The sequence below is a fragment of the Halomonas sp. G15 genome, assembly GCF_021282295.1.
GTDB lineage: Bacteria > Pseudomonadota > Gammaproteobacteria > Pseudomonadales > Halomonadaceae > Halomonas > Halomonas alimentaria.
Genome location: NZ_JAJSPA010000002.1, coordinates 126233 through 141042, shown reverse-complemented (window position 1 = coordinate 141042; position 14810 = coordinate 126233). Strand labels below are relative to the sequence as shown.

Here is a 14810-nt window from a genome sequence, read left to right as displayed (position 1 = left end):
CACGAGCCACCACCAGGGTGGGTGGCTCGGTCGCGGTCGGGTAGTTAGTGGGAGGTGGCCTTGCGACCGGAGATGGACTGAACTTGGATGCGGCGCCAGGAGCCATCGTCGATCAGATGTGCCAAGGTGTCGCCTAGCATGTCGAAGTACACTTCGTCGCGCCGCTCGACGCATACGCCATCGCGGTGCATTTCGATGGCATAGACGTCGTCGCCGCGCAGATACAGCACGCTCACGCGCCCGACGAACTTGCCGGTAGTCACGTTGAAACTGATCGTCGGCGGAGTGCGGATGATGTCCTTCGGTGACGGGTCGACCAGTGCGAAGTCGCTGGCGTGGGCATCGACCAACATGTGGCTGATGGTGCGATGCCTGTCTGGTGCGGGCATCGACTCCAATTGCTCGATGAGCTGCTGAAGTTCAAGGCACTCCGGCTTAGCGATCGGCAAATGTGCAGGTGCCGAGCCGAGGATCAGGCGGGTGACCTTGTATGGCGTACCGTCCGAGGAGTGTTCCACGACTTCTTCCGGGGTGTCCGCGCGCAAGCCATCGAAGCGACGGCGTGCGTAGGGTTGGACAGCGACCTTGGCCCCTTCGACCGGGATGTTCGTGACCAGTTCGCGGTCCAGCACGGCGAACTGTGTGCGGCCGATCTTGACGACGATGGCTTCATCGGTGGTCGCAACGACCTTGCCTTCGAAGGGCTTGGGGTCGATGCGAAAGCCCAGGGCGGATTCCTTGGGCTGGCCGTCGAAGATGTTGAACTGAAAGCTACGCGCTGTGCGTGGCAGGTGGCCGGCGACCAGCGAGGGAAGCTGCTGGCGAATGGCTTGGTGATCCATGGTGGAGTCTCCTGAAAAAAAACGGGACTCCCCAACCGCAAGGGATGGATTGTCCCTTGGGGTGGATTGAATGTAGAGCGGCGAACGTTCCGAGGATTGATGCAGCCAGCACACCGATGGCGTGCCGCGGTCTTGATGGCCTTGACCGCCTGGGATGCTGCCGGCTACGCCGACGAACATATACGCAGCGTGAACCCAGACACCTCCAACGTCACTCGAAAACCGAATCTCATGTCTTCGCATTGTTGGCAGCACCTTCGAGGTGCATGGGGAGAATGGTCTCTAGTGGTGGAGCCCCGGCCTCGGCATGCATATCGGATCATCAGAGGGCTCGCCGGCATTTTCTGCAGGTTGTGCCTGACATATCATAAATATGATGGCCATCTGGGGAATGTTCCAGTAATCACGGGGTTTCAAAAGGCTGTCGAAAGAGGATTATGAATGCTGCGCCTTGCTTCTTTGTTGGTTTTCTCTAATGTGGCTGTTGCCTCCATTCTCATTTTTGGGGTCTCGCTGAGCCTAAAAAACAGCCGCGATGCGGATATATACGAGGCGCAACAGGCCGCGGCGAATCTTGCGAACAGTTTGAGTATTGAGATTGGTGCGCAAATGCACTTGATCGAGAACTCTTTATCGACCATTGCTTTGAGAGTGAGTGATGTCCACTCAGAGGAAGAGCGTAATAGGATTGTGACGAAAGAACTGGCGGAGCAAGGGATGTTGCTGCCGCAAGTATCTAATCTCAGGTTTGCCGACGCTTCGGTAACAGTGGGGATCGAGGTGAACGGAAAGGCAGTGGATGTCTCTAAATCCTCACACTTTCTATCAGCTGCGCATGTGGAGAAGATGGTTTTTTCAGAGCCGGTTTTGTGTGATGACTCGAATGAGTGGTGCATTGTTTTGGCTCGCGGGCTCCGAACTAAAAATGGAAACTTCTACGGCATCATTTATGCTGAGGTCAGGTCGGATGCACTGATGACGAGATTTTCCCGTCTGGATATGGGGGATGCTGGTGCGATCGCTTTACGAACAAACTCTCTAAATCTAGTTGCTAGATTTTCTAGGTCTGATCCCTGGTCAAAAAAAGGGGTTGGTGAAAAAATCGTTTCAGACGAGCTTTTGGATCAATTGAGCAAGGGAGATGAAAGGGGCTGGTATATCACGCCAACGCCGCTTGATCATATCGAGCGAATCACTGCGTATTCTCGAATCGAGGGCTATCCGCTTATCGCTCTTACGGGTTTGGCTACGGATGAATTTCTTAAAAACTGGAGGGCTGAGGCTCTTCGTCAGGCTCTTCTTGTCCTTATGGTTCTAGGAATTACTGCAGCCTACTCCTACTATCTTTTCCGTACGCAGCGAGCAGAGAGAAAAGCTCGGCTTGAGGCTATTGGCGTTGTTCAAGAACAGAGCCTGATGCTTGAGAATAATCTCGTTGGAATGATGAGGGTGCGCGAGAGGAAAATAGTCTGGGCGAATATGGCGACGTCGCGCATATTTGGGTATGAAAACGGGCAGCTGGATGGGCAGCCATCACGGCATCTGTACTTGAACGATGAGGATCATCAGCGTATTGGAATTGCTGGGTACACAGCGCTCCGCAATGATGGTCGATATTCAGTGCAGCTGCAAATGCAGCGACAGAATGGTGACGCTATTTGGATTGATCTAAGTGGTGCAGCAGTGTCTGAAAAAGAAAGCTTGTGGATGATGGTAGACATTGACTCCATAAAGCGCAGTGAAAAGAATGCCCAGGATTTGGCATTAAGCGACGCACTTACCGGAATTGCAAATCGGAGATCGTTTGATTTACGCCTTGAGGGCGCTTTGTCCAATGCCCGCCGCAACAAAAAATTTATTGCAGTTTGCTACATGGATCTTGATGGGTTCAAGAAAATCAATGATGTCTACGGCCATGATGCCGGTGATACCGTACTGTGTCAGACGGCTAAGCGATTGACGGAAGCCATCCGCGGTAACGATGTAGTCGCACGGCTTGGAGGAGACGAGTTTGCTGTCCTGCTGAACTCTGTCGAAGGCACTGCCGGAGCAACGGTAGTAATACAGCGCTGCCTTGAGCAGATTCGCGAGAGCATTGAGATTGCGCCTGGTAAGTACGTGCAAATCGACGCAAGTATTGGAATAGTTGTTGGATCCGGGGACTCTGCTCCGCAAGACTTGCTGCGAAGTGCGGACGAAATGATGTATTCAGTAAAAAAAGGAGGCAAAGGCCGGATCCAGGCGGTTGCGATTAAGTCTATTGCTGCAAACACGGAAGAGGCTAAGTGACTATTTGCACGCTCGATCGAGCTTCGCTACCGGGAGGTCGATGGCCAGCGCGCGGGCTACTACAGGGAGCGTGGCGTCTGACGGTGACCCAGAAGAGTGATCGGTTCAAATTTGGCCAATAAAAAAAGGGCCCCTCGTTGGAGGGGCTCGGAGTGGGTTGGTGGTTGACGCGGTGGTAAGGGTCTATGCTCGTTCCTCGATGACCGACAGTCCTTCCAGAATGGAAGCGTCCGCATCGAGGATCAACATGCGCACGTCAGCCTGGCCAGCTAGGTGCAACAGGTCGGCCAGTTCCTCTGGCACACCCTTTGCGCGGTGTTCCGCACGCAGTTCGGTAGCGGTGAGGCCTTCGACCTGTTGCAGATTCGTATCCGTCCAGGGGGTGGCGATCAGCTTGATGCCGATGGCCGGGCTGTAAGGAATGCGAAATGCGACGAAGAGAAGCGCCGTCGGTGTTGCGATGTCGGCGAGTTCGAAAAGGAATCGACCCGCATCCTCGGTAATGTGCACAGTGCTGATTTCCCAGCACCGGCTGTAAAAGCCGGTCTCGAATGCAAGCGTACGCACAACCTCCTGCGCAGATTCCCGGGTCTGGCTGTCGCCAATATGGATGAGCGATCCTTCGACATTCTTGCCGTAGATGCTATGAAAAACCGCCAGGATGGTTCCGCTGCCACCGCAGGTGGCATCCAATTCTTCGGCTACCACCTGGTCGTCAGTGACCAGCGCATACTCCTCGTTGAATATGCCGGCATGCAAGGCCACCTGGTTATCAGGCAGGTGGCGCTGAGAGGGGTGCAGCGGAACGAAAATTTGCGGATGGCGATCGTCATAGCTGATCACCGCTACGCGTCGAATCTCGAAGCCGTAGTAGCCGCGAGCAAAGGGATTGATCTTCTGGATCATGGTGCCATTCTCCGGTGAGGGTTGAAATGGAGCCAACCCCCACCGGGGCTTGGCCCCGAGGGAAGGAAATTCACCGCGCTCAGGCGGTGTGTGAGGTGGATACCCAGCGCCGAATGGCGCCGATTTCAGTGCAGCAGTGCGGACATCCGCTTTTGCGTCTGAGCTCGCACCGATGCGTCCTGAATGCCTGCAAGCAAGCGGTGGACCTCGCGCGTGAAGTGGTTGGCGACCGCTTCCAGGTCTTGTTTGAGTAGTGCTTGGCGAACCGAATCGCCAAACTGCAGCGCCTGTCCGGAAGCGCAGTACGCTTCGAACTCTCGGCTAAAGAACTGCGCATCGCCTCCGAAGTTGAAGAGGCGCGGCTTGCTGCAGTGCCAGCAGCCCTCGAAGCGGATTTCCTGAAGGCCGTGGCCGTCATCGAATCGCGTGGCGATCAGGAACAGCGCATCAAGGTCTGCGGCGTCCTCAAACTGATGGTGCTCGATGAGATGCGCCAGCGCTTCGTCCTGGTCGGTTCCGAAATGTCGAGACAGGGTCTCCAGCAGCGGTTCCACTGCCAGCGGATCATCGGGTAGCGGCAGGTCGAGCGAGGTGGCCAGCTCCGACAGTCCTTCGCAGAGGTCTTCCCAACTCGGGTTGTGGTCCTCGGCAACGAGCGCGATGTAGGCTTGTCCCTCGCTGGGGAAGGAAGCGTCGAGCTTGAAGCCGCCGAACAGCGCGGAGATGACGGGGGTCACCTGGTTGAGGACGAGAACGCCGGTGGCGTCGTAGTAATTGTTGGCCATGATTGGCTCCTTGAGGTTGGAGCGGAGCCAGCCCCTTGCGGACGTGGCATCCGCGGGGACGGACCTGATGCTCGTCGCATCGGGCCAAGAGGTAGAAGGCGAATCAGTCGCCGAAGTCGGTGGTGTCGCCCAGTGCCTTCTGCACCTCGATGAGGCCGCAGTTGGCAATGACGTAGAGTTGGTTGTAGTCGTCGCCCGTCGGTGACTGTTCGGCGGCATTCAGGCGAGCATCCAGGTCGACGATCTCCTCACGTACCGAGCGGGCGAGGGCTAGAGGCTCGGGCATTTTTTCGGCGATTGACTCGCCCAGTGCCGTCAGGATGCTCTGAGGAGACAGGGCGTCTGGAAGAGATTCGAATACTGTTGGCGTGTCGCTGCGACAGATGGCTTCGGCCGTGCTCTGGCCGATGTCAAACCGCGTGATCTCGTCATCGTCGGCGCCCTCGGTGTCGTAGTCCACGACAACAAATGGCGGCAGCGGTAGGTGGCGTGGCCAGTCTTGTACGACGATGGCTTGGACCAGGCCACCTTCGAGGACTATCGCAAAGGAGGGGGTTCGGGACATGGTGTGGCTCCTGTAGAAAAGGGAGGGACACCGCCCCGAAAGGACGGATGTCCCTCTTGGGTGTGGAAAATGGATGCGGAGGTCGGCTTTGGTGACTTACCAGCCGCTGTAGTTCAACACCAGGTCGGCGATGACCTGACGGCGCTCCAGATCCAGGCCGCCGAGATCGGCAAGCCCTTCAAATCCACAACGACGCAGCATGGCAGCGCCCTCAGGGGCGTTGTAGAAGCTGACCATTGCGGACAGGAACATGCGTTGGCCGCTGCTCAGAACGCCGAGGGCTTCGTTGAGCATCAGCATGTTGGGCCGAAGGTCCCATTTGCTGGTGGCGTGCTGCAGGCCTTCGCAGGTGCCGTTGCCAAACCACTCGGGCCCCGCAATTTCGGCGCCGCGTTTCCAGGCTTGAAAGAATGCGTCTGGAGCGCATGCGAAATGCCGCTCTTCCCGCACGATCTGCTCGACGACTTCCGGGGGCAGAAGCTGGTTCATGGATTCTCTCCTAGCTGATGGATCAGGGGTTGGGCAACTGGGTCCAGCCGCCTCTTTCGAGGGCGCGCTGAGCGGTGGCCGCGCTTCGGAAGTACTCGATCGATTCGCGAGACACAGGGCCCTCGCTATCGCGTGTGCCGATGTAGTGGCCCGCCGCGCTTTGCATGACTTCAAGCGGCAGGAACTTGCCGACATAGACCAAGGCCAGATGACCAAAAGAGGCACGGTGAGACATGGACGGCTCCTAGGTGACGGCGAGACGGCCTTGTCCCTGTCGGGATGGCAGTTCCCGCGAGGGGTGAAGAAAGAAAGTTGCATCGACGCCTGGATGGCGTTCGTCCGCGGAACCGATGCGATGGCGGACTGGTGGATCTCAGGGCGGGGATTCCCTGCGCAGCCGGAGGATCCTTGCTGCTGGCATGGTGCTGACAACGTCAGCGACACATGCGGGCAGCTTTGCCCATGCAGCATTTGGCGTCTGGGAGAAATGGGAACCCAGGTTGGACCGGATTCATGCCATCCCGATGCTAGGTGTGCCTCTTGTCGCAAAAAAAAGCCCCCGGAAATCCCGGGGGCGCAGTGGTTGGTGGACGGCAGTGTCAGGCGGTGACTGCTGCCAGTCTTCCTTCAGCATCGAAGGTCAGATGAACAACGGCACCTGCCAACCTTGGTTGCATTGCATACCGCAAGGTGACGGGCAGCAGGGCCTGCACAACACCGGCCGGAGACTGCGAACACCCTACTGCGATGAAGGTGTCGATGGTCCTGCCGTCTTCGTCCTCGCGATCCTCGTCATAGCGATCATCGAAGATGTAGTCGGAGACCAGCGCAGTCGCACCGCCTGCATCGGCAGTGAGGAACAACGTCACGCCTTTGCGAATGGCGCCGACCGCAACGTCCGGCTCGCCTTCGATGCAGACGTTCAGGCCGTCGGCCAAGGTCAATTCGACCTCGTAGTCGGCCAGACACAGGCTGGCGTCATGATGCAGGATGGCACCTGGGCGGACCTGGACTTCCTCCGGCGTGATGGGCCTTACAAGCCCCAGTAACCAGTGCCCGGCATCGATCCCGCTTTCATCGAGCAAGAACGCTTTGCGAGCCTCCAGGTACACCTCAGCCGTGGGCGCGTCATCGCCATCCGATTCGATCCGCCAAGCGCCAGTTTCTTCCAGTACCTCCCGAGCCACGATGCCCTCGGCCAAGTGGCGATCCCAGTAACGGCGGAATCCGGACGGTTCAAGGGCCCAGGATCGGAACCAGGCTCGTGGAACGAAGGGAACGTCGTTGAGCAAGTCGGCGTTGGATGAGTCCATGCAGATGCGCGCGTAGTGCACGATGAAGTCGCTGGTCGAGAGGCGCTCCTTGGTCTCGATCAATGCTTGGCGAAAGGCGCTGTCGATCGCGACTTGGATGCGCTTGTGGTCTTCCGCTTCATTCAACAGATGCTGGCGATCGGGAAGCCTGGCGAGCGTGTTGTTTGGCAACTGGACGACGTGGTGCCTGCAGGTTGACGGTGATCGGCCGATCGGAAGCCCCTGGAGGAAGCATCGCCACTGCGTGCGTGAAGCAGACAGGTCCAGCAGGATCTGGCCCATGGGCGTCTCACGCCATTGCAGCGCGGGGTCCGCCAGGGGCCGAAGCACAGCGTGGCCATTGAGCCAGATGGGAACTGGAAAGGCTTCGCACAGTGTGCGCAGAAGGCGTTCAGCCCAAACAGACAGGGTCTCCCCGGGCTGTGTCGGCTGGATGCCATCCAATCGGATTTCCGTGCCCTCAACCAGATCCCAGGGGATCACCTGAATCGGCTCGCCCCGGATGATGTCCACGGTCGCCGCACTGAATGCCTTCCCACCAGACCGGACGGTCAGGCGCTCGGCGAAGTACAACGTGGACAACACGCCCATGCCGAAAGCGTTCTCGCACGTCTGGGTTTTCTCGTCCCAGCCGGACTCGGCAATGTGGATGAGGGTCTGCAGGTTGGCGATGCCGCTGCCGTTGTCGCGGATGGTGAGACTGCTGTCGTCCACGGTGAAGTGGATGGCGCTCGCTTGAGCTCGCCTGGCGTTCTGCAGCAGCTCTCCGAGCATCGAGCTCTGGTTGAACGCATGGCGCAGGTTGGCGATGAGACGGTTCTGGTTCGTCTGAAGACGGATGGTGGTCATAGGAAACTCCTTAGAAGGTTCAGCGCCCTTGGACGCGTGGAGGGTGGAATGCCGGAAGGCGAACGGAAGCACCGCGTACACACGGAGGTGGTTGGCTTGAGCTTGAAATGGATGGGAGGACCCGACGGATTGCGATGCATCACCGCCCTGGCGGGCGGGCATCCGCGGCACGATGCGATGCGGACGGGGATGGTCGACACGCCTAGGGCGTGGCGCAGCCTGGGGCGACCTTGGCTGCTGGCGGGTTGCTGATGAATCAGCGAGCCAATGCCAAGGATCTTGGTCGGGGCTGGTCCTGTCGTCGGGAAATGGGAACTGAGACGTTCCGCGATGGTGTGCGATTGATTGGGTGCGCTACACGCCTGGGTTCGGCATGAGGAGGTGCCGGAGGCCATCTGGCCTCCGACTCAGGACAAGGTCACCACCCATGGGCTGCACAGGGTTCGGTCGTCGGTATAACCGTCCGCTGTCTCAGCGTTCACATCCGACCCATATCGTGGCTGGGGTCGGTATTGCCTGGCGCACATCCGCGCACAAAAGGCGCCCGTTGATTCGCCGGCGGGCTCCGGCGCTGAATACCATCGACCCGGAGGGATCTCCTGGTAGCTCGCTGCAACGCATGCCGGCAAGCGACCAGGAGACCCCTCTCTGCGGATGGAAGAGAAGCCGATCAGGAGAATGCGCGGGAACGCGATTCAAGTAAAAGTAGCCTTCTCGCCCCATGGACCGCAGGGCCCGCTGGGGCGCGCACACCGTTGCAGAAGGAGTCGCGCGCTGGTTGTCCCGCTGGGCTGCGGGACGGACTGCCATGTCGCCGGCTGCGGGCCGACATGGTGGTGGGATTCAAGCTTTCGGCTTGCCGCCACGCTTGCGACTTGCACCACGAGCGCGATTGCCCGTTTCGACGGGCAGCGTGCCCTTGCAATCCGGATACCGGCTGCAGGACCAGAATGGTCCACTTTTGCCGGTACGTTGGCGGGTGGAGGTGCCGCACTCGGGACACGCCGGCCCCTGCGGTACCTTGATGGCCAGACTGGTGCCGCGATACTGCTGGATCAGCTGGGCGATCCAGGACGACTGCTTCTCAATGAAGGTATCGAGGGTCAGTTGCCCCGACTCGATCATGTCAAGAGCCTGTTCCCAGATTGCCGTGGTTCCTGGGTCCGCGATGGCGGCCGGTACCGTCTCAATCAGAGTGAAGGCCGCATCCGATGCACGGATGGCACGGCCCTTCTTCAGGAGGTATCCACGTCCGAGCAGGCCTCCGATGATGTTGGCACGGGTGGCTTCGGTGCCGATACCCACGGTGTCCTTGAGTTTCTGCTTCAACCTCGGATCCGAGACCAGCTTGGCCACGCCCTTCATCGCCTTGACCAACTCGCCCTGTGTGAAGGGCTTGGGCGGCGTGGTCTTCATGGCCTTGATCTCCGCCTGCGCGACCCGGCACTGCATGCCGTTCGAGAGCGCTGGCAGGATTTGAGCCCGCTGGGCCGGCTCGTCGTCCGTGGCGTCCGGGCCGCAGTTGATCAACGCGAGGCGCCAGCCCAGCGCGACGACCTGCTTGCCCGTGGCCTGCAACGATTCTCCGGCCGATGACAACAGCGCGACAGTGCGGTCATATTCGTGGTGTGGCATGAACTGGGCAAGGTAGTGGGCGCGAATCAGGCCATAGACGGCTTGCTCTTTCTCGGACATGGCAGACAGCTTGGCTGGCTCCATGGTGGGAATGATGCCGTGGTGAGCGGTGACCTTGCTGTCGCTCCAGGCGCGGGACACCTGGGCAGGATCGAGCTTGGCGACGATCGCGCCGAGCGTCGGATCGGTCGCAACCAAGGCGCTCAGCACGGCAGGCACTTCAGCCAGCATGGATTCGGGCAGGTAGCCTGAATCCGAGCGGGGATAGGTAGTGGCCTTATGCGTCTCATAGAGCGATTGCGCGATATCCAGCGTTTCCTGCACGTCGAGGCCGAACTGACGAGAACAGACCTCCTGCAAAGTGCCCAGGTCAAACGGCAGCGGCGGGGCCTCCCTGACGCGCTCGGTTTCCACTGAGCCAACCTTGGCCAAACCCGCTGCACGGATGCGCTCCAGTGCCTGCCGGGCGACAGCCTCTTGAAGGCAGCGACCGTTCGGATCACAGACAGCGGGCGGTGCCTGCCAGTTGGCCGTGAAGGTGGCCGACCCAGCGTTCAGCGCTACCTCGACAACCCAGTAGGGCACAGAGACGAAGCGTGCGATCTCACGATCACGGTCCACGACCAGTTTCAACGTGGGCGTCTGCACGCGCCCCACGGAAAGCACACCCTCGTATCCGGCTTGCCGGCCCAGGACGGTGAACAGTCGACTGAGGTTCATGCCGATCAGCCAGTCTGCACGAGAGCGCGCCAACGCTGAGAAGTACATCGGTAGCGTGTCTGCCGATGTTCTGAGGGAGGTCAGTGCCTTGCGGATGGATGCGTCGTTGAGCGCCGATAGCCACAGTCGCTGGATGGGGCCTTGGTAGCCGCACAGTTCGATGATTTCGCGGGCGATCAATTCGCCTTCACGATCCGCGTCTGTTGCAATGACCAGCTCCGTAGCCTGTGCAAGCAGTTGCTTGACTGCCTTGAACTGCGTCGCCGTCTTGGGTTTGACTTCGACGCGCCAACGCTCTGGAATGATGGGCAGTTGCTCTATCGACCATCGTTTGTACTGCTCCCCGTAGGACTCGGGTGGAGCGGCTTCCACAAGATGACCGATGCACCAGGTGACGGTGACGCCGGGGCCGCTCAAGCAGCCGTTGCCACGCTGTGTGGCGCCCAGGATTCGCCCGATGTCCTTACCCTGAGAGGGCTTCTCGCAGAGAAATAGCCGCATGTTGCCTCACCCGCACGATGTTGTTCATGGGCGCAAGCATGTCGCGAGCTTGAGGGTGAGGCAGCAAACAACGCGGATGCCGGGCGATCGCGTTGTGTCTGCGGCTTGGTGCGTGAAATCGCTCTCTAACTACACGGCGACGGAGTCGCCGTGACGCGAGATCAGCTGCTGCGGCGAGCAATTCGATTCTGCAGCAAGAACCAGCACATATTGAGTGCGAACGATCGCCCCAAACGGGCCATCTGGTTTTCGGGAATACCGACCGGCCGGTGAGCGCCAGGGCTGAGGAAACCAAAGACGCCAGCCAAGCCTTTTTCCTCTTCGAGCGTGATCTCTCCGCTGCTTCGCAAGAAGCCAATGACCTCGCCCCATTTGGCGGGGTTGTAGGAGGCGTTTATCTGCTGCTGGTGGACAACTTCTGCTGCGACATCCACCGAGAGCGCTTCGAGCGCGACGCGTGCATTGGTCAGCGCTGCGTTGTAGTCAGGCGGCGCGGCCCGGAATGCTTCGGCCGAGTCGTTTATCTTGTCGATGATCGCGTCCCGTTGTGGCGATCCAAAGCCACGCAATGCGGTGATCAGATCGTCTTCGACAGGTGCCGCGTCGGCGATGGACGGGTCCGTCTGCAGCAACTTCTTATCCTGCGCAATATAGCCGTCTATCAGCAGACACTGTGTCAGATCATGCATGCGCTCCTCGAAAAGCGTCTTCGGGGACACCTTAGCGCGAAGGTTTCCAGGCGTTGCAACAATCTCCTGTAGTACCTTGAGCAGGGTTCGATCATCCTGGTCACGGACGGTATTAACGATGCTAGGCAGCAACTGGGCTGGATACAGCGCGAGATGCTCAACGCCGTACTTGCTGAACAGCGCGATGGAGACAGAGGCTTCTTGGATCGAGAGAAACTGGGCAAGCGAATAGCGGGTTCTATGGCTGATCACGGATGAAATCTCCTGAATGAAATTCCATCAGTATGCCGGTGAAGATGAGTCCTATCGAGTGGCGAGATCGCCTTGAAGCTCTGATCCATGGCCGAAAGCTCTGCGGCGTTCGCAGGAGCTTCTGCTGGCCCGCCAGAAAATCCTCAGTAGACGTTAGTGGAGTAATCCCCAGGGGATGGCATTGCCCTGGGGGGCGAGGTGCGGGACTAGGACGCACTGCACCGCTCCGATGGATCATTTGGCTTCGTTGTCCTGCTCGTTCGCGGGCCTGGCGCTTAGCTTTACCGACTCGATACGGAACGGAAGAATGCCGACGCGCCGGGCCTCGATCTTGAACGTGGTGCGCTCGTTTTCATCGGCATCCTCCCATTCGTCCTTGACCGTACGTCCCTCGACCATGACACGCATGCCTTTCTGATACAGATCCTTCCAGTGGCCGGTATCGCGGTGCCAGATTTCCACCGGCGCCCAGAACCCACCGCGGTCCTCAAAGGTTCCGTCCTTCTTCGGCACCGGGTTGTCGAAATAGACGTTCAGCCGCAGAAGACGGTTAGGCTCGTCGTTTCCGTTGGCGAACTCGCGGAAGTCAGGGGTGGACCCGATGTTGCCTTCGCCGTAGAAGTGGGTGCTCATGTCGAAATCTCCTTGGTGGGTGAAGTGCCCGCCTGGCCTATGGCCAATGCGAGAGGGGCGCGATTGGCGGTCATGGGAGCAGCATATTTGCTGACCGTGCGGTGGTAGTTGTGCCCTGCACTCGGCGCATGTACGCGAGTTCGGCCTGAGTCATCTTGCTGGCGCACTCCTGTGCCTGGCGGCCCAGCGTGTGCAACAGGCTGATCTGCATGTTCAGCACGATGCGCTGCTGTTCCAGGGCATACAAGTCTGCGAGCAGGCTGACTGGGGTGGTGGCGCTGGCGATGAGCTCCTGCCACAGCGCTACGCCCATGGCCGAGCGGTCCGGCCTGCGCCAGCGCAGAAAGGTCGTCCCTGCGCCAGTTTTCTGCTGGGCCAGTTCCGCGGGCAACAGGTTGAAGGGATGCCCTGCTGCTTGCCGCAGCACGCGGCGTTGCGCCAGGGCGATAAGCTGGTCCCTTTGCTCGTGACAACGGATGGCCCAGTCCTCAAGAGTCCCCTTACCTTTAAAAGGTCTTAAAAGGCCTTTTAGATAGGCTGCCTGTTCCAGCTTGATGAAGTCCGCCTGTTCTAGTGGACGAAAGTGGGCGTATTGCCCCAGGCCAGGATCCGTCATGCTGGTTCGTCCTCTGCATCTGTGCCGGACGCGGGCGGCACTAGCGCCGTGCCGGCGCTCTCGACTGCAGCTGGCTCCGTGGGCTGGGAAGCCTCGCGCTGCTGCAGACCACGGCGCGAAATCGGCGGCGCAAAGCGCGAACGGCGTGTGCCTTCCAGCACGTCCTGCGGCAGCTCGCCTAGTTTTTCCATTGCCGCGCGCGCTGCAGCATTCTTCGCGGCAAAGTCATCGCGCGTCGTGCCTGAGTACCGGAACTGCTGCGCCAGCGAGAAGAGGCTGCGCAAGGCATGTGCGCCGTCATTCAGCCAGCGCTCGAGCGTGCTGCGATCAATCAGCGCGGTGTGATGGGCCAGGATCAGTTTGCGGGCGATGTCGTCGTAGTCAGCCAGCAGATAGACCGCGGCAAAGCCCAATTGGGCATTGACGAACAGTGGAAGCTTGACGGGCTGCACATTGAGGTTCTCGCCGAGTGTCAGTGCTGTTGGCACACCGGCCAGGGCCTGATCAACCTGCTCGCGCAATGTCTGCAGGGTCTCCTTCGTCTGATCGAGCTTCTCTTCAATGCGCAGCATCCACCAGTCTGAGTAAGGGTCATCCTGCTCGGCGCCGCGTTTCATCTTGTTCATGACCGAGACGTAGCCGTTGAGGCCAACTATCGCCGCTCGGCCTTCACCTGCGGCACGCCCATGCCAGATGCGAGAGGCGTGGTGGGTGTGCAGCGTCAATGACATTGCGCTGCGAAGTGCCCCTAGATTCAACTGCAAAGGTTCGTTGGTTGCCATGGTGTGGACTCGCTATTGGGGAAACGAGTCGACAGCTTCGCGTGGGCAGAGAAGGCCGTCTGTCAACAAACCGAACCTGGTGCTTCCCAGCTTTGCGATGAGCCCCCTCACCCTGGTCCATCCCCAGGGGATAGCTCCAAGGACATCCAACAACGTGCCGCAGCTCATGGTCCGGGCTGTTGTCGACGCCCAGTGTCAGAGCATCTGCAACCGTCAACCCTTGCTACTGCAAAGGTAAGACTTGGACAGCCGCCAGTGCGACCTGATAACATACCGTCCAGACGGTACTAATTCTAATTATGGGAGCACGATTTTGGCCGACAAAAAAAATGCTGAGCCTAGTGATGATGCTGTTGCTCCGTCTTCAGCTCGAGCGAAACAAACACGTGAACGCATCCTTCAGGCCGCACGTGATGTGGTCGTCCAAGAGGGGGCGAACCGCTTGACGATCGACGCGGTTGTTGCGCGGGCCTGTCTAAGCAAAGGGGCATTCCTCTATCACTTCAAAACAAAGCGGGACTTGCTCCTTACGCTGATCGACGACCAGGTGCATGCCTTTGACTCCTCACAGGAAGAGCGCGAGCGGAAATTCGCCGGTGACCCGGACCCTTGGCTATCCAGCCAGGTTGCGTCAATGCCCAACAATGAAATGGAAAAATTGGGTGCGGCGTTGTTAGCGGCTGTGGCAGAAGACCCGACATTGCTTGAGCCCATTCGCGCTTGGTACAGGCGGCAATATGCGAGAGCGCGCATTTCCGCGAGAAGTGTTGAAGTGGCTGCACTCGTCCTAGTTGCTCTGGATGGTGCCTTCTTCGCGGAGATGATGGGTTTTCCCACGCTTGAGCTCGAAGAGCGCCATCGTCTACTGCGAACTCTTCAAGGGCTGGCTTCAGGTGAGCTTGAACTCATACCGTCCAAGCAACGCTGACACTAGAGGCTAAGCA

General features: G+C 59.2%; 14 protein-coding genes. 2 read left to right on the top strand and 12 right to left on the bottom strand.

Annotated features, from left to right (window positions below; all coding sequences use genetic code 11):
* Positions 1 to 44: 44 nt before the first annotated feature.
* Positions 45 to 842: a hypothetical protein gene (locus LWH48_RS02185; protein ID WP_023098628.1), complete on the bottom strand. Its 798-nt coding sequence runs from the start codon at positions 840 to 842 to the stop codon at positions 45 to 47.
* Positions 843 to 1283: 441 nt separating this feature from the next.
* On the opposite strand from LWH48_RS02185, the gene LWH48_RS02180 reads away from it, so the two are divergent.
* A complete protein-coding gene (locus tag LWH48_RS02180) occupies positions 1284 to 3131 on the top strand; it encodes a bifunctional diguanylate cyclase/phosphodiesterase (RefSeq protein WP_023098629.1) in 1848 nt (615 codons plus the stop codon).
* Positions 3132 to 3314: 183 nt separating this feature from the next.
* Here LWH48_RS02180 and LWH48_RS02175 read toward each other — a convergent pair whose 3' ends face one another.
* From LWH48_RS02175 to LWH48_RS02125, 11 genes are all read right to left on the bottom strand, one after another.
* On the bottom strand, positions 3315 to 4037 hold the full coding sequence (locus tag LWH48_RS02175; protein ID WP_023098630.1) for a DUF5983 family protein: 723 nt from the start codon (positions 4035 to 4037) through the stop codon (positions 3315 to 3317).
* Positions 4038 to 4162: 125 nt separating this feature from the next.
* The gene (locus LWH48_RS02170) at positions 4163 to 4822 is read right to left on the bottom strand and encodes a hypothetical protein (RefSeq protein WP_023098631.1); all 660 of its coding nucleotides are present in this window, start codon (positions 4820 to 4822) and stop codon (positions 4163 to 4165) included.
* 103 nt (positions 4823 to 4925) lie between these two features.
* Positions 4926 to 5387 (bottom strand): hypothetical protein, encoded by a 462-nt coding sequence (locus LWH48_RS02165; RefSeq protein ID WP_023098632.1) that lies wholly within the window; start codon positions 5385 to 5387, stop codon positions 4926 to 4928.
* 96 nt (positions 5388 to 5483) lie between these two features.
* Complete coding sequence (locus tag LWH48_RS02160) at positions 5484 to 5876, bottom strand: hypothetical protein (protein WP_023098633.1); 393 nt, start codon at positions 5874 to 5876, stop codon at positions 5484 to 5486.
* 22 nt (positions 5877 to 5898) lie between these two features.
* Positions 5899 to 6111: a hypothetical protein gene (locus LWH48_RS02155; protein ID WP_023098634.1), complete on the bottom strand. Its 213-nt coding sequence runs from the start codon at positions 6109 to 6111 to the stop codon at positions 5899 to 5901.
* A gap of 364 nt (positions 6112 to 6475) precedes the next feature.
* Positions 6476 to 8038 carry an ATP-binding protein gene (locus LWH48_RS02150; RefSeq protein ID WP_023098635.1) on the bottom strand — a complete coding sequence of 521 codons (1563 nt, stop codon included), beginning with the start codon at positions 8036 to 8038 and terminating at the stop codon, positions 6476 to 6478.
* Between the two features lie 843 nt (positions 8039 to 8881).
* Positions 8882 to 10894: a DNA topoisomerase III gene (locus LWH48_RS02145; protein WP_023098636.1), complete on the bottom strand. Its 2013-nt coding sequence runs from the start codon at positions 10892 to 10894 to the stop codon at positions 8882 to 8884.
* A gap of 161 nt (positions 10895 to 11055) precedes the next feature.
* Positions 11056 to 11835 (bottom strand): hypothetical protein, encoded by a 780-nt coding sequence (locus LWH48_RS02140; RefSeq protein WP_023098637.1) that lies wholly within the window; start codon positions 11833 to 11835, stop codon positions 11056 to 11058.
* Positions 11836 to 12069: 234 nt separating this feature from the next.
* Positions 12070 to 12468 carry a single-stranded DNA-binding protein gene (locus tag LWH48_RS02135; protein WP_023098638.1) on the bottom strand — a complete coding sequence of 133 codons (399 nt, stop codon included), beginning with the start codon at positions 12466 to 12468 and terminating at the stop codon, positions 12070 to 12072.
* A 70-nt stretch (positions 12469 to 12538) separates the two neighbouring features.
* Positions 12539 to 13084: a DUF3158 family protein gene (locus LWH48_RS02130; protein WP_023098639.1), complete on the bottom strand. Its 546-nt coding sequence runs from the start codon at positions 13082 to 13084 to the stop codon at positions 12539 to 12541.
* Positions 13081 to 13866: a PFL_4669 family integrating conjugative element protein gene (locus tag LWH48_RS02125; RefSeq protein ID WP_023098640.1), complete on the bottom strand. Its 786-nt coding sequence runs from the start codon at positions 13864 to 13866 to the stop codon at positions 13081 to 13083. Before LWH48_RS02125 ends, LWH48_RS02130 begins: the two co-directional genes overlap by 4 nt.
* Before the next feature lie 313 nt (positions 13867 to 14179).
* Here LWH48_RS02125 and LWH48_RS02120 point away from each other — a divergent pair, with 313 nt between their 5' ends.
* A complete protein-coding gene (locus LWH48_RS02120) occupies positions 14180 to 14794 on the top strand; it encodes a TetR/AcrR family transcriptional regulator (RefSeq protein WP_079280447.1) in 615 nt (204 codons plus the stop codon).
* The last annotated feature ends 16 nt before the right edge of the window (positions 14795 to 14810 follow it).

Excerpts from the sequence above, each read along its gene's own strand:
- LWH48_RS02175 (WP_023098630.1), bottom strand. The coding sequence starts at position 4,037 with ATGATCCAGAAGATCAATCCCTTTGCTCGCGGCTACTACGGCTTCGAG.
- LWH48_RS02165 (WP_023098632.1), bottom strand. The coding sequence starts at position 5,387 with ATGTCCCGAACCCCCTCCTTTGCGATAGTCCTCGAAGGTGGCCTGGTC.
- LWH48_RS02125 (WP_023098640.1), bottom strand. The coding sequence starts at position 13,866 with ATGGCAACCAACGAACCTTTGCAGTTGAATCTAGGGGCACTTCGCAGC.
- LWH48_RS02150 (WP_023098635.1), bottom strand. The coding sequence starts at position 8,038 with ATGACCACCATCCGTCTTCAGACGAACCAGAACCGTCTCATCGCCAAC.
- LWH48_RS02135 (WP_023098638.1), bottom strand. The coding sequence starts at position 12,468 with ATGAGCACCCACTTCTACGGCGAAGGCAACATCGGGTCCACCCCTGAC.
- LWH48_RS02170 (WP_023098631.1), bottom strand. The coding sequence starts at position 4,822 with ATGGCCAACAATTACTACGACGCCACCGGCGTTCTCGTCCTCAACCAG.
- LWH48_RS02185 (WP_023098628.1), bottom strand. The coding sequence starts at position 842 with ATGGATCACCAAGCCATTCGCCAGCAGCTTCCCTCGCTGGTCGCCGGC.
- LWH48_RS02155 (WP_023098634.1), bottom strand. The coding sequence starts at position 6,111 with ATGTCTCACCGTGCCTCTTTTGGTCATCTGGCCTTGGTCTATGTCGGC.
- LWH48_RS02130 (WP_023098639.1), bottom strand. The coding sequence starts at position 13,084 with ATGACGGATCCTGGCCTGGGGCAATACGCCCACTTTCGTCCACTAGAA.
- LWH48_RS02160 (WP_023098633.1), bottom strand. The coding sequence starts at position 5,876 with ATGAACCAGCTTCTGCCCCCGGAAGTCGTCGAGCAGATCGTGCGGGAA.
- LWH48_RS02145 (WP_023098636.1), bottom strand. The coding sequence starts at position 10,894 with ATGCGGCTATTTCTCTGCGAGAAGCCCTCTCAGGGTAAGGACATCGGG.
- LWH48_RS02180 (WP_023098629.1), top strand. The coding sequence starts at position 1,284 with ATGCTGCGCCTTGCTTCTTTGTTGGTTTTCTCTAATGTGGCTGTTGCC.